This window comes from Nocardioidaceae bacterium (genome assembly GCA_018672315.1).
Lineage (GTDB): Bacteria > Actinomycetota > Actinomycetes > Propionibacteriales > Nocardioidaceae > TYQ2.
This window is the reverse complement of the sequence record CP076053.1, coordinates 3,362,743-3,375,743: the sequence shown is the minus strand read 5'-3', so window position 1 is coordinate 3,375,743 and position 13,001 is coordinate 3,362,743. Positions and strand designations below refer to the sequence as shown.

Annotated in this window: 13 protein-coding genes; 2 read left to right on the top strand and 11 right to left on the bottom strand. The window is 71.5% G+C overall.

Annotation, left to right across the window (positions count from 1 at the left end; translation table 11 throughout):
* Nucleotides 1–23: 23 nt before the first annotated feature.
* Both KLP28_16195 and KLP28_16190 read left to right on the top strand, forming a co-directional pair.
* Nucleotides 24–950, top strand: a complete 927-nt coding sequence (locus KLP28_16195; protein QWC87049.1) for a 5'-3' exonuclease — start codon at nucleotides 24–26, stop codon at nucleotides 948–950.
* A gap of 70 nt (nucleotides 951–1,020) precedes the next feature.
* Nucleotides 1,021–1,674, top strand: a complete 654-nt coding sequence (locus KLP28_16190; GenBank protein ID QWC85043.1) for an SDR family oxidoreductase — start codon at nucleotides 1,021–1,023, stop codon at nucleotides 1,672–1,674.
* A 34-nt stretch (nucleotides 1,675–1,708) separates the two neighbouring features.
* On the opposite strand, the gene KLP28_16185 is transcribed toward KLP28_16190, so the two are convergent.
* From KLP28_16185 to prcB, 11 genes are all read right to left on the bottom strand, one after another.
* Nucleotides 1,709–4,516: a DEAD/DEAH box helicase gene (locus tag KLP28_16185; protein QWC85042.1), complete on the bottom strand. Its 2,808-nt coding sequence runs from the start codon at nucleotides 4,514–4,516 to the stop codon at nucleotides 1,709–1,711.
* Between the two features lie 62 nt (nucleotides 4,517–4,578).
* On the bottom strand, nucleotides 4,579–5,025 hold the full coding sequence (locus KLP28_16180) for a hypothetical protein (GenBank protein QWC85041.1): 447 nt from the start codon (nucleotides 5,023–5,025) through the stop codon (nucleotides 4,579–4,581).
* Nucleotides 5,022–5,792: a twin-arginine translocase subunit TatC gene (gene tatC / locus KLP28_16175; protein ID QWC87048.1), complete on the bottom strand. Its 771-nt coding sequence runs from the start codon at nucleotides 5,790–5,792 to the stop codon at nucleotides 5,022–5,024. Before tatC ends, KLP28_16180 begins: the two co-directional genes overlap by 4 nt.
* A 92-nt stretch (nucleotides 5,793–5,884) precedes the next feature.
* Complete coding sequence (gene tatA, locus KLP28_16170; GenBank protein QWC85040.1) at nucleotides 5,885–6,175, bottom strand: Sec-independent protein translocase subunit TatA; 291 nt, start codon at nucleotides 6,173–6,175, stop codon at nucleotides 5,885–5,887.
* Between the two features lie 118 nt (nucleotides 6,176–6,293).
* Nucleotides 6,294–7,289 carry a WYL domain-containing protein gene (locus tag KLP28_16165; protein QWC85039.1) on the bottom strand — a complete coding sequence of 332 codons (996 nt, stop codon included), beginning with the start codon at nucleotides 7,287–7,289 and terminating at the stop codon, nucleotides 6,294–6,296.
* Nucleotides 7,286–8,269 carry a WYL domain-containing protein gene (locus tag KLP28_16160; protein ID QWC85038.1) on the bottom strand — a complete coding sequence of 328 codons (984 nt, stop codon included), beginning with the start codon at nucleotides 8,267–8,269 and terminating at the stop codon, nucleotides 7,286–7,288. The genes KLP28_16165 and KLP28_16160 overlap by 4 nt, the downstream gene beginning before the upstream one ends.
* A gap of 21 nt (nucleotides 8,270–8,290) precedes the next feature.
* Entirely contained in the window at nucleotides 8,291–9,316 is a 1,026-nt protein-coding gene (locus tag KLP28_16155; GenBank protein QWC85037.1) for an FKBP-type peptidyl-prolyl cis-trans isomerase, read from the bottom strand.
* 89 nt (nucleotides 9,317–9,405) lie between these two features.
* A complete protein-coding gene (pafA, locus tag KLP28_16150) occupies nucleotides 9,406–10,767 on the bottom strand; it encodes a Pup--protein ligase (protein QWC85036.1) in 1,362 nt (453 codons plus the stop codon).
* Nucleotides 10,768–10,870: 103 nt separating this feature from the next.
* On the bottom strand, nucleotides 10,871–11,404 hold the full coding sequence (locus tag KLP28_16145; protein ID QWC85035.1) for an NUDIX hydrolase: 534 nt from the start codon (nucleotides 11,402–11,404) through the stop codon (nucleotides 10,871–10,873).
* On the bottom strand, nucleotides 11,401–12,111 hold the full coding sequence (gene prcA, locus KLP28_16140) for a proteasome subunit alpha (GenBank protein ID QWC85034.1): 711 nt from the start codon (nucleotides 12,109–12,111) through the stop codon (nucleotides 11,401–11,403). Before prcA ends, KLP28_16145 begins: the two co-directional genes overlap by 4 nt.
* A 33-nt stretch (nucleotides 12,112–12,144) precedes the next feature.
* Complete coding sequence (gene prcB, locus KLP28_16135) at nucleotides 12,145–12,963, bottom strand: proteasome subunit beta (GenBank protein QWC87047.1); 819 nt, start codon at nucleotides 12,961–12,963, stop codon at nucleotides 12,145–12,147.
* Nucleotides 12,964–13,001: the final 38 nt, after the last annotated feature.

The window sequence follows — 13,001 nt, the reverse complement described above, 5'->3', positions numbered from 1 at the left end:
CCTGGATGACCGACCGGCGCCTGATGCTCCTCGACACCGCCTCGCTGTACTTCCGCGCGTTCTACGGGGTGCCCGACACCGTGACCGCCCCCGACGGCACGCCGGTCAACGCGGTGCGCGGCCTGATGGACTTCATCTCCCGACTGGTGGGTGAGTACGAGACCACGCACCTGGCCTGCTGCTGGGACAACGACTGGCGTCCGGCCTGGAGGGTCGAGCTGCTGCCGTCGTACAAGGAGCACCGTGTGGTCGAGGAGGTCGAGACCGACCCCGACGTCGAGGAGGTGCCCGATCCGCTCGCTGCGCAGGTGCCGGTGATCCGCGACGTGCTGGCCGCTTGGGGCATCCCGGTCGTCGGGGCGGACGGCTACGAGGCGGACGACGTGATCGGGACCCTGGCCACGACGTACGCCGGGCGCGGCATGCCGGTCGACGTCGTCACCGGTGACCGCGACCTGTTCCAGCTCGTGACCCCGGCCGACGTCGCACCGGCTGTCCGGGTCCTCTACGTCGCCCGCGGCGTCTCGAGGCACGAGCGGGTCGACGACGCCTGGATGCGCGCGAAGTACGACGTGACGGGTGCGCAGTACGCCGCCTTCGCAACCCTGCGCGGCGACGCGTCCGACGGTCTGCCCGGTGTAGCCGGAGTGGGTGAGAAGACCGCCGCCACCCTGCTGGGCAGGTTCGGTGACCTGGACGGCGTCAGAGCCGCCGCGGAGGACCCCGCCGCGGCCATGGCGCCGGGTGTACGCCGCAAGGTCAAGGACGCGGCCGACTACCTCGACGTCGCGCCGCGGGTGGTCGCGGTGGCTCGCGAGATCGACCTCGGCGACCCCGACCTGACGCTGCCGACGACCGGTCCGGTGGACCCCGAGGCCGCGGCCGGACTGACCGAGCGATGGGGACTGGGCTCTGCCGCCGAGCGTCTGACCGAGACGCTCGGAGGCTGAGTCGCGCGGCTGACGCTGTCGCCCGGCCCACAGGCCGTGTGCCTCGCCCGTGAACGGGCAGGAGTCGCTTATGAGTCGAATCGCAGTCGTCGGTGGCCACGGCCAGATCGCCATGCACCTCCACCCCCTCCTGGTGGAGAGCGGCAACACCCCCGTGGCCCTCATCCGCAAGCCCGAGCAGGTCGGTGACGTCGAGGCGGTGGGCGCCGAGGCCCGCATGCTCGACATCGAGAACACCGACGCCGAGGGCTTCGCCAAGCAGTTCGAGGGCTGCGACGCTGTCGTCTTCGCCGCCGGTGGTGGCCCCGACGGCGACGTCGAGCGCAAGAAGAGCGTCGACCTGGGCGGGTCCCTGAAGTCGATCGAGGGCGCGAAGATCGCGGGCATCACGCGCTTCGTACAGATCTCGGCGATCAGCGTCGACGAGGACCCCGGCGACGACGCCGGAGAGGTCTGGCAGGCCTACGTGCACGCGAAGCGTGACGCCGACACCGCCCTGCGGGACTCGGGTCTGGACTGGACGGTCATCCGTCCCGGCGGCCTCACCGACGACGCCCCGACCGGCAAGGTCACCGCGGCCGAGAAGGTCGAGCGGGGCGAGATACCGCGCGCGGACGTCGCGGACGTCGTACGCCGTTGCCTGCAGGACTCGACCACCGTCGGCAAGCAGTTCGAGCTCGTCGGCGGCGACACCGGCATCCCGGAGGCGCTCAGCGCTCTCTGAGCGCACTCTGAGCGCCAATGGTGGTCAGGGGTGGTCAGACCTCGGCCATCGAGGAGTACGCCACCACGCCGCGTCGCATCTGGTCCAGGCACTGCCTCGCGGTCTTCTGCAGCGGGGTCCCCGCGGCAGCGGAGGCGACCTGTCCGGCGAGGTCGAGGATCTGCTTGGTCCAGCGCACGAAGTCTCCGGCAGCCAGCCCGGAGACGCGCAGCACCTCGTCGAGGTCGTCGCCCTCGGCCCAGCGGTAGGCGGCCATCACGAAACCGAGGTCCGGCTCGCGCAGGAACTGGACCTTGTGCTCGCGCTCGACAGCCTCCAGCTCGGCGAAGAGCCTGTGCATGTCGGTGAGCACCCCCGGCAGGGGGCCTCGACCCGGCAGCCGCGGGGGCGGGCCGTCCTCGGCGCGGCGGGCCTCGTACACCAGGGCCGAGAGGGCCCCGGCCAGCTCCGAGGGCGTGAGCTCGACCCACAGGTCACGTCGCAGACACTCGGCCGCGAGCAGGTCCATGTCGGTGTAGATGCGGCGCAGCCGCTCGCCGCGGGCGGTGACCTGGTCACCGTCGAGGTACTCCAGGTGGGTCAGCACCTCGCAGACCCGGTCGAACTGGCGGGAGATGGTGTGCGTACGCGACTCGATGCGCTTGCGCAGCGTCGAGGCGTCGCGGTCCAGCTTGTGCCAGCGGTCGTACCACCGCAGGTGGTCGGTCAGGTCCGGGCAGCCGTGGCAGGGGTGAGCTCGCTGCGCGTTGCGCAAGGACTCGATCTCGCGGCGGGTGGCCGGGTCGACGTCGGGCATGGCGTCGCGGGCGTCACGACCGCGCTGCCCGGGCGGCAGCAGGAAGCCGTGCGTCTTCGCCTTCAAGGCGTTGGCGAGGTCCCGTCGCGACTGCGGGTTGCGTCCGTTGAAGGACTTCGGCACGCGCATCCGGGTGAGCGCCTCGACCGGGGTCGGGAAGTCGAAGGTGCCCAACCGGCGCGCCTGCGCCTGGGACGTCAGCACGTACGGCCGCTGCCCGTCGCGGTCGTGCGGGTTGCCCGGGTCGATGACCAGCGCCAGCCCGGAGAACTTGCCGGCGGGCACCTCGATGACGTCGCCGGGCCTCAACTTCGTCAGGGACTCCGAGGCCGCCTGCTGCCGGTCGGCCCGGCGCACCTTCGACGCCCGCTTCTCCAGCTCGGAGATGCGACGGCGCAGCGCGTCGTACTCCGCGAAGTCGCCGCGGTCGCAGCTCGCCGCCTCGGCGTACCCGGCGAGGGCCTCGTCGGCCTTGCGCAGCTGCTTGGCCAGCCCCACGACGGCCTTGTCGGCCTGGAACTGGGCGAAGGAGCTCTCCAGCAGCTGTCGTGAGGTCTCCCGCCCGACCTGCCGCACCAGGTTGACCGCCATGTTGTACGACGGGCGGAAGCTCGAGCGCAGCGGATACGTCCTCGTCGACGCCATGCCGGCCAGCGCCGAGGGGTCCAGCCCGGGCTGCCAGAGCACGACCCCGTGACCCTCCACGTCGATGCCGCGTCGCCCGGCACGACCGGTCAGCTGGGTGTACTCCCCCGGCGTCAGCTCGGCGTGGGTCTCACCGTTCCACTTGCTGAGCTTCTCGATGACCACCGAACGGGCCGGCATGTTGATGCCGAGGGCCAGGGTCTCGGTCGCGAACACGACCCGGCACAGGCCGGCCTCGAAGAGCGTCTCCACGCACTCCTTGAAGGTCGGCAGCAGACCGGCGTGGTGGGCGGCCACGCCGCGGGAGAGGCCGTCGAGGAAGTCGTGGTACCCGACCGCGTGCAGGTCCTCTGCGGGGATGTGGGCGCAGCGGCTCTCCACGAGCTCGATGATCGTGTCGCGCTCCGCCGGGGTCGTCAGCCTCAGGTTGGCGTCGAGGCACTGGCGTACGGCGGCGTCGCACCCGACCCGGCTGAAGATGAAGTAGATCGCCGGCAGCAGGGCGGCGCCCGCGAGCCGGTCCACCACCTCGAAGCGGCTCGGCACCCCGGGCCCGCGCTGGCTGGTGGGCTTGCGGCCGTGCCGTCCCGCTCCCCCGGACCCCTTCTTGCCGCGGTAGTCGCGCATGCGCGAGCGCTGGGCGTCGTCGCGGCTGATGCGCAGCACGTCGGGGTTGACCTTCGCCGACGCGGCGTCACCGGGGCGGGCGTCGCCCGGGTCGTCGAAGAGGTCGAAGATGCGTCGCCCCACCATCACGTGCTGGTACAGCGGCACGGGTCGGCTCTCCTCGACGATGGTGCGGGTCGAGCCGCGGACGGTGCCCAGCCACTCGCCGAACTCCTCGGCGTTGGAGACGGTCGCCGACAGCGAGACGACGGCGACGGACTCGGGGAGGTGGATGATGACCTCTTCCCACACCGCCCCGCGGTGACGGTCGGCGAGGTAGTGCACCTCGTCCATGACCACGAAGCCGAGGCCGTCGAGCGTGCGGGACCCCGCGTAGATCATGTTGCGCAGCACCTCGGTGGTCATCACCACGATGGGCGCCTCGCCGTTGACGGTGTGGTCCCCGGTCAGCAGACCGACGCGTTCGGGGCCGTAGCGGTCGACGAGATCGGCGAACTTCTGGTTGCTCAGCGCCTTGATCGGCGTCGTGTAGAAGGCCTTGCGTCCCTGCTCGAGCGCGAGGTGCACGGCGAACTCGCCGACGAGGGTCTTCCCCGACCCCGTGGGGGCGGCCACGAGGACACCGTCGCCGTCCTCCAGGGCACGGCAGGCCTCGAGCTGGAACTCGTCCAGCCCGAAGGAGTAGAGCCCGACGAAGTCGGCCAGCACAGGGTGCTGGGCGCGCTGGCGGGACCGGGCGTAGCGCTCGGCGGGGGTGCTCACGGCGGCTCGCATTCGCGGTGGAGGTCGGGTCCGGGTGCGACTGCGACACTAGCCCGCAGGGGCTCAGATCAGGCTCAGGGACGCAGCAGCGCGCGGAAGGTGTCCTGGCGCACGCCCACCGCGCGCGCCAGTCTCCCCAGCGCCTCGAGCACCAGGTCGGCGTCGAACGCGTACGCGGGGCACGCGAGCACGAGCCGTTCCCGGTCTCCGGCGCCTCCGTCGAGCAGCAGCACCTCGCCGCGGGCCCAGTCCGCGTGGGCGCGGGCTCGCCACCGCTCGCTCACCAGAGCGCGCGGGTGCGCCACGTCGACGGCGAGCAGGTCGCAGGCCAGCAGCGTGTCGGCCGGGTCCGTACGCCGCGTGGCCTCGGCGAGGTCCAGCGGTCGCAGCGCACCGACGGCACGTGCCACCCCCCGCGAGGAGTCCTCCGCCGCCCACACCACGGCACCCTGGGCGAGCCACTCGGGCAGGTCGAACGGGTCCGACTCGGCCGGCTCGACCAGCGGCGCGGGTGCGCTCACAGCGGTGACATCTCGTCGTCGGCGAGCTCGGCGAACGGATCGTCGCGCTGACGGCGACGATCCACGACCCGCGCGACGACCTCGGAGACGAAGAACAGCAACGTCATCGGGATCGCCAGCATCAGCATCGAGAACGGGTCGGTCGACGGGGTCGCCACGGCGGCGAAGATGAAGGTGCCGAGGATGATCCAGGGGCGGTGGCGGCCCAGCGTCTTGCCGGAGACCACGCCGGCGAGGTTGAGCATGATGACGAAGAGCGGGATCTCGAAGGCGATCCCGAAGACGAGCAGCATCTTGGAGATGAAGCCGAAGTACTCACCGAACTCGACCAGGTTGGTCAAGCCCTCGGGCGTGAAGCCGATGAGCACCCGGATGCCGGTCGGCAGCACGTAGTAGCCGGTGAGCACCCCGAGGATGAACAGCGGCCCGGCGACGGCGACGACCACGCGCGTCCACTTGCGCTCCTGGTCGTGCAGGCCCGGCACGATGAAGCCCCAGATCTCCGCCGTCCACCACGGCGCCGTCGCGATCAGCGCGGCGACTCCGCAGAGCTTCAGCTGCAGCAGCAGCGGGCCGCCGATGCCGCTGAGCACCGGCTCGGTGACGACGTCCTCGCCCAGCGCCACGCGGGCGTCGTTGTAGGGGCCGAGGAGCAGGGCGTACAGCTGGTCGTAGAAGAACAGCGAGACGATGAACCCGGCGACGACGACCACGATGCTGCGCAGCAGACGGGCGCGCAGCTCGCGCAGGTGGTCACCGAGTGCCATCTGGCCGCCGGGACCGGCGGCGGTGCCGGAGTGGGGACGGGTGCTGAAGAGTCGCAGGAACCCCTTGAGGGACACGGGGCCTCAGCCGACTCTCAGCGCTCGGTGCTGCGGCTCTCGGGCCGGCTCTCGAGGTCGGACTCGGCGTCGAGGACGTCGTCACGGCGGGTGTCGGGCTGCTGACGGATCGCACGCGTGCGATCGGCCTGCTCGGCGTCGTCGTAGTCGTCCCGGTCGTCATCGTCGTCGTGCAGGCCCTTGGTCTCGGCCTTGAAGATGCGCAGGGCTCGACCGGAGCCCCGGGCGAGCTCGGGCAGCTTCTTCGCGCCGAAGAGCAGCACGAGGATGATCGCGATGATGATGAGCTCTTGAGCACCGAGGTTCATTGTTCTCTCCCGTTCGCGACTGCGGTCGACGACGACCAGCCGTCCCGGTCATCGTACGTCGCCAGTCGCGAACGGGCGACGACCACGCGGTGTCCGCGTGGGTTCCGCGGGATGTCCCTCAGGTGTACGCCGCCAGGGCACGCCGCGCCTCGGCTCCGACGGCGTCGGCGAGTGCGGCCGGGCTCTCGATCTCCGCGTGGGGTGCCAGGCGCAGCGCGAGGCGTACGAGCCACTGCGGGTCCGAGGCCTGCAGCGTCACCCGCAGGCCACCCCCGGCGACCTCCTCGGCGTCGACGACGGGGTAGTACTCCGCGACCCAGCGGGCCTCCCGCCCCAGCCGGAGCGTCGCGAGAGCCGCGTCGGGCGAGCCCTGGAAGATGCCCTCGGAGACGTCCAACGGCGCGAGTCGTGGCGGGTCGGCCGCCACGTCGAGCACGTGGACCTCGACGATCCGGTCGAGCCGGAACGTACGACGGCCCTCCGCGAGGTGGCACCAGCCGTCGAGGTAGTCCCGGCCCTCGGCTCCCTCGCCGGTGAGGATCTCCAACGGGTCGACGTCGCGCTCGGTCGTCTCGTCGCGGCTGGGCGTCCAGTAGGACAAGCGCACCCGTCGCGACCGGGCCAGGGCGTCCTCGAGCGCGACGCGTACGGCCCGGGTGCGGGGGTCGGTGCCCTCCTCGCCCACGGTCACCTCCACACGGTCGGCGAGGTCGCTGCCGTCCTCGGCGACGGCCTCGAGCTTGACCAGCGTGCGGTCCACGAGCTCGCGCACCTCCGGGGTCACGGCGTCACGGAGCGTACGCAGCGCCACCACCAGCGCCGCGGCCTCGGTCGCGCCGAGGCGGAGCGGTCGGGCGAGGTAGTCGGCGTTGCTGACGCGCAGCACGCCGGCCTCCTCCGCCGCGGGGATGTCGACCTCGATGAGGTCGCCGCCGAACAGCCCGGGCAGGCCACACATCCACAGCACCTTGAGGTCCTTGATGAGCTGCTTCGGGGTCGTGCCCAGCCGTTCCGCCGCCAGGGCCAGCGGCAGCTCCCGCTCGGCCTGCACCCACGGCACCAGCGTCAGGAGGCGTCGCAGCTGGCCGGCGGACCCGCTGGCCGAGCCGCTCACCGGGTCTCCCCCGCCCCGGTGACGGTCAGCACCCGGAGCCTCCCCACCACGCGTTCGCGGAGCGCGTCGGGTGCGTCGACGACGACGTCGGAGCCGTAGGACAGCACCTCGTCCGCGGCAGCATCGAGGTCGGTCAGCTCGACCGCGACCTCGTCCCAGCGACGATCGCCGTCGCCGCCGGACGTCGTGGAGACCGCCCGTCGACGGAGACCGTGACCGCGACCCGGACGGACGCGCAGGCGGGCGGTGAACCGGTCGGTGTCGCGGACGACCTTCGCCGCGAGACCGCGGACGTCGGTGTCCGCCGGCACGTCGTACGCGCCTGGGCCGCCCTCGGGGCGCACCGGCCCGACGACGCGGGAGAGGCGGAAGACACGGTGGTCGTCGCGGTCACGGTCGAAGCCCACCAGGTAGGACCGGCTGCGCACGCTCACGACCCCCCACGGCTCCACGTGCCGTGTCTCGGGCGTGCTGCTGTCGCCGCGCCGGTAGTCGAAGGCGATGCGGGTGCGCGAGCCGAGGGCCTCCCACACCGGGTCGAACGCGGGCTCCGGCGCCGCGACGCGCGGTGAGACGACGTCGAGCCCCGAAGGGTCGACGTCCGCGCCGGCCGCACGCAGCTTCATCAGGGCGTCGGAGGTGGCCGAGGCCAGTCCGGCGTTCTGCCACACCCGCGCCGCGAGTCCGACGACGGCCGCCTCGTCGCCGTCGAGGGTGACCTCGGGCAGCGCGTACGCCTCGGGCCGGATGCGGTAACCCTGCTCGTCCTCGAAGTAGGAGTCCATGAAGCCGACCTCGATCGGCACACCGAGGCTGCGCAGCTCGTCCTTGTCGCGCTCGAACTTGCGCTCGAACGCTTCGTCGGTGTCACCGTGGTACTGCGGCACGACCTGCCGGATCGTCTCCTTGGAGACGAAGTGGCGCTGCACCAGCATCGCGATGAGGAGGTTGAGCAGACGCTCGCTCTTCGTCGTGGTCACCGTGCCCAGCGCTTCCTGCCGTCAGGAGACAGCGAGCACATCGATGATGAAGAGCATCGTGTCGTCGCCCCCGATGCCGGCGCTCGGCTGACCTTGCTCGCCGTAGCCCTGGGCCGGTGGCACCACCAGCGCGACACGACTGCCTGCCGGCACGCCCACCAGGCCCTGGTCCCAGCCCTGGATGAACTGGCCGAGGCCGATCGGCTGCACGAGCGGATCGGCGTCGAAGGACTGGTCGAACGGCTCGTCGGCACCCCAGACCTGTCCGAAGTAGTTGAAGGCGGCGAAGCTCGGCGCCTCGATCTCGGGGCCGTCACCACGGATCAGGTAATACAGCTGGAGCCCGCGCGGCGGCTCGGCGGCGGCGTCGGAGAAGTCGAGGCCGGTCACGGCGCCGTTCTCGGTCTCGATGCTCGGCAGGAGGTCCGGCACGTCCTGACGCTCGCCCTGCGGGAGGCGGGGGTACTCGGTGGGCGCGGCGGAGAGCAGGTCGACCACGACGACGAGGTCCTGGCCCGCCTCGAGGTTCAGCTGGGGCTGGCCTTCCGGGCCGTACCCGTCCTCGGGCTGCGCGACGATCGCGACGCGAGTGCCGGCCGGCTGACCCGAGAGGGCCTCGTAGGCCGCGGGGAAGACCGCGTCGGCGGACAGTGTCGTGGCGACCGGGGTGCCGCTCTCGTGCGAGGACCCGATGGTCTCGCCGGTCTCGGCGTTGGCCAGCCACAGGTCCAGGAGCACCGGGGTGCCGTCGGCGACGGGCTCGCCCTCGCCCTCGATGACGATCTCGGAGACGGTCTCGTCGAGGTCCAGCGGGGAGTCGAACTCGACCTCGGGCTCGCTGCCGAGATCGCCGGACACCTCGAGGGGGAACTCGCCGGAGACACCGCTGGTGCCTCCGCCGTCGTCGGCGGACGTCGAGGCCGAGGGCGTCCCGGAGGCGTCGGGGGTCTCGTTCTCCGCGCCACCGCCACAGGCGGCGAGCGTGGCCGTGAGCGCGGCGGCGACGGCGACGCTGGCCAGGGCGGGACGACGGGGGCTTCGGCGCACGGTGATCCTCGGTGACGGGGGCAGGGCGGTTCGAGACTACTGGCCGAGGCTGAGGACGACGCTCAGGCGCCCAGGCGTGGGACTCCGCCTCACATGCTCTCCACGAGTCGTGCGACCCGTTCGTCGGTGGCACGGAAGGGGTCCTTGCACAGCACGGTGCGCTGAGCCTGGTCGTTGAGCTTCAGGTGCACCCAGTCGACGGTGAAGTCGCGGCGGCGCTCCTGGGCGCGCTTGATGAAGTCGCCACGCAGCCGGGCGCGCGTGGTCTGCGGGGGCACCGTCTTGGCCCGGAAGATCTGCAGGTCGGTCGCGGTGCGTGCGACGGCGCCGCGCTTCTCGAGCAGGTAGTACAACCCGCGTCGCCGGTTGATGTCGTGGTAGGCGAGGTCGAGCTGCGCGATGCGGGGGTTCGACAGCTGCAGGTCGTGCTGGTGGCGGTAGCGGTCGATCAGCCGCCACTTGATCACCCAGTCGATCTCGCGCTCGACGAGGCCGAGGTCGTCGGTCTCCAGGGCGGTGAGGGTGCGGTCCCACAGCTCCAGGGCGCGGCGTACGACCGGGTCCTCGAGGCCACGGCGGTCGGCGAAGGCGGCGGCCTTGGCGTGGTACTCGCGCTGCAGGTCCAGGGCGCTCGCCTCGCGTCCGTTGGCGAGCCGCACGGTGCGACGGCCGGTCATGTCCGAGGCGATCTCCCGGATGGCCCGGATCGGGTTCTCCAGGGTGAGGTCGCGCATCACGACGCCCTCCTCGATCATCCGCAGCACCAGGTCGCAGGTCGCGACCTTGAGCATCGTGGTGGTCTCCGACATGTTGGAGTCGCCGACGATGACGTGGAGGCGGCGGTAGCGCTCGGCGTCGGCGTGCGGTTCGTCGCGGGTGTTGATGATCGGGCGCGAGCGCGTGGTCGCCGAGGACACCCCCTCCCAGATGTGCTCGGCGCGCTGAGACACCGCGTACGTCGCCCCGCGCGGGGTCTGCACGACCTTGCCGGCGCCGCAGATGATCTGCCGGGTCACGAGGAACGGGATGAGCACGTCGGCCAGTCGGGAGAACTCCCCCTCGCGGCTGACGAGGTAGTTCTCGTGGCAGCCGTAGGAGTTGCCGGCGGAGTCGGTGTTGTTCTTGAACAGGTAGACGTCACCGTTGACGCCCTCGTCGGCCAGACGCTTCTCGGCGTCGGCCACCAGGCCCTCCAGGATGCGCTCGCCGGCCTTGTCGTGGGCCACGAGCTCGCCGATGTCGTCGCACTCCGGCGTCGCGTACTCGGGGTGCGAGCCGACGTCGAGGTAGAGGCGCGACCCGTTGCCGAGGAACACGTTGGAGCTGCGGCCCCACGACACGACCTTGCGGAAGAGGTAGCGCGCGACCTCGTCGGGACTCAGGCGCCGCTGACCACGGAAGGTGCAGGTCACGCCGTACTCGTTCTCGATCCCGAAGATGCGGCGGTCCATCTCCCCACCCTAGACGCGCTACCAGCGAGGAACGCGGACACACAACGGGGAGCGTGGGACACACATGCTGTGTCCCACGCTCCCCGATGACGCAGGAGACAGGTCAGAGCAGGCCGAGATGGTCCAGGGCGAGGTAGGTCTGCTCGGTCGTCCCCAGCGAGCCCGTACGCAGCTCCTCGCGCAACCGGGTCACCGGCCAGGTGAGGACCTCGATGTCCTCCAGCTCGTCGAGGCGCTGCTCACCGTCGGGCACGCACCCGTACGCGATCGCGGACCACCGCGGGTTGACGGCGTTCGGCGCCTGGGTGGCCCCGACGACCTCCACGTGCGAGCAGGCGAAGCCCGTCTCCTCGCGGAGCTCGCGGGCCGCCGCGGTGGCGACCTCCTCGCCGGCGTCGACCAACCCGCCGGGCAGGCTGACCACCAGCCGACCCGGACCTGTGCGGAACTGACGCACCAGCACGGCCTCCTCGCGGTCCGGCGTCAGGGCGAGCACCGAGACCGTCGGGGGCACACCCTGCATGTCCCACTGAGCGAGCGTGCCGTCGGGCAGCTCGTACGTGCGCTGCCAGATGCGGTGGAAGCCTTCGTACGCCAGCCGGTCCTGCCCGACCTGCCGCCACTCACGACCGGTCACGACGACGCGGTCTGCCCGAGCAGCTCCTCGAGTCGGGCGGGCGAGAGACGCACGAACTTGCGCGTCAGGGTGCGGGTGCGGTCCAGCGCCGCGGCCTCGAGGTCGGGGGCCGGGATGTCGCGGGCCTCCCCCTCGCTGCCGTGGCCCAGGGCCGTGACGGCCAGTCGCAACGCGTCGGTCAGCGCCATCCCGTCGCTGAAGTGCTCGGAGAGGTAGGCCGCCACGTCGTCCGCGGCACCACCCATGGCGGCGTACCCGTGCTGGTCGGCGACCTGTCCGTCGTAGGTGAGGCGGTAGATCTGGTCGAGCTCGGCGGACTCGCCGAGCTCGGCGACGAACAGCTCCACCTCGTACGGCTTCTCGCCCCCGGAGGAGAAGATCGCACCCAGGGTCTGCGCGTACGCGTTGGCGAGTCCGCGGCCGGTGACGTCACGACGGTCGTACGCGTATCCCCGCATGTCGGCGTGCCGGACCCCGGCGATCCGCAGGTTCTCGAACTCGTTGTAGCGGCCGACCGCGGCGAAGGCGATGCGGTCGTAGATCTCGGAGATCTTGTGCAGCGCCTGCGAGGGGTTCTCGGAGACGAAGAGGACGCCCTCGGCGTACTGCAGCACCACGACCGACCGGCCGCGGGCGATGCCCTTGCGCGCGTAGTCCGCACGGTCCTTCATCTGCTGCTCGGGTGAGACGTAGTACGGCGAGCTCATCAGGGGTCCTCGGCAGTTCTGGGAGAAGACGGATCAGGTCAGCGGGGCGTGCGGTCCGTCGGGGCGTACGTGTCGGGCGGCGACGATGTCGTCGACGAGCGCTGCGACGGCGTCGTCGCTCATGCGGGTCTGACCGTCGGCGGTCAGCACGTGCACGATCGGGAAGATGCGCCGCGACATGTCGGGTCCGCCCGTGGCGGAGTCGTCGTCGGCCGCGTCGTAGAGCGCCTGCAGCACCACGGTGGCGCAGCCGGTGGCGTCGAGGTCCTCACGGTAGAGCTTCTTCAGGGCCCCGCGGGCGAAGAGCGAACCCGAGCCGACCGCGTGGAACGCGGTCTCCTCGTAGCGGCCGCCGGTGACGTCGTAGGAGAAGATGCGGCCAAGGTCCGCCACGAGGTCGTAGCCCGCGAAGAGCGGCACGACAGCCAACCCCTGCATCGCCAGGCCCAGGTTGCCGCGGATGAGGGCCGAGAGGCGGTTGGCCTTGCCGTCGAGGGAGAGCGTGGTGCCCTCGATCTTCTCGTAGTGCTCGAGCTCGGTCTGGAAGAGCCGCACCATCTCCACGGCGATGCCGGCCGTGCCGGCGATGCCGACGGCGGAGTACTCGTCGGTCGGGAAGACCTTCTCGATGTCGCGCTGGGCGATGATGTTGCCCATGGTGGCGCGACGGTCGCCGGCCATCACCACGCCACCGGGGAACGTCGCGGCGACGATCGTGGTGCCGTGGGGGGCGAGGTCGGCACCGCTCGCGCCCTCGGGCAGCCGACGGCGGCCCGGCAGCAGGTCAGGCTGCTGGGCGTCGAGGAACTCGGTGAAGGAGGCGGAACCGGTGGCGCGGTAGGCCGGCGGCAGGCCGCCGTGGAACGCCCCTTGGGTGCGGCCGGTGTCGT

Excerpts from the sequence above, each read along its gene's own strand:
- KLP28_16195 (QWC87049.1), top strand. The coding sequence starts at position 24 with ATGCTCCTCGACACCGCCTCGCTGTACTTCCGCGCGTTCTACGGGGTG.
- KLP28_16190 (QWC85043.1), top strand. The coding sequence starts at position 1,021 with ATGAGTCGAATCGCAGTCGTCGGTGGCCACGGCCAGATCGCCATGCAC.
- KLP28_16185 (QWC85042.1), bottom strand. The coding sequence starts at position 4,516 with ATGCGAGCCGCCGTGAGCACCCCCGCCGAGCGCTACGCCCGGTCCCGC.
- tatC (QWC87048.1), bottom strand. The coding sequence starts at position 5,792 with ATGGCACTCGGTGACCACCTGCGCGAGCTGCGCGCCCGTCTGCTGCGC.
- tatA (QWC85040.1), bottom strand. The coding sequence starts at position 6,175 with ATGAACCTCGGTGCTCAAGAGCTCATCATCATCGCGATCATCCTCGTG.
- pafA (QWC85036.1), bottom strand. The coding sequence starts at position 10,767 with ATGGACCGCCGCATCTTCGGGATCGAGAACGAGTACGGCGTGACCTGC.
- prcA (QWC85034.1), bottom strand. The coding sequence starts at position 12,111 with ATGAGCTCGCCGTACTACGTCTCACCCGAGCAGCAGATGAAGGACCGT.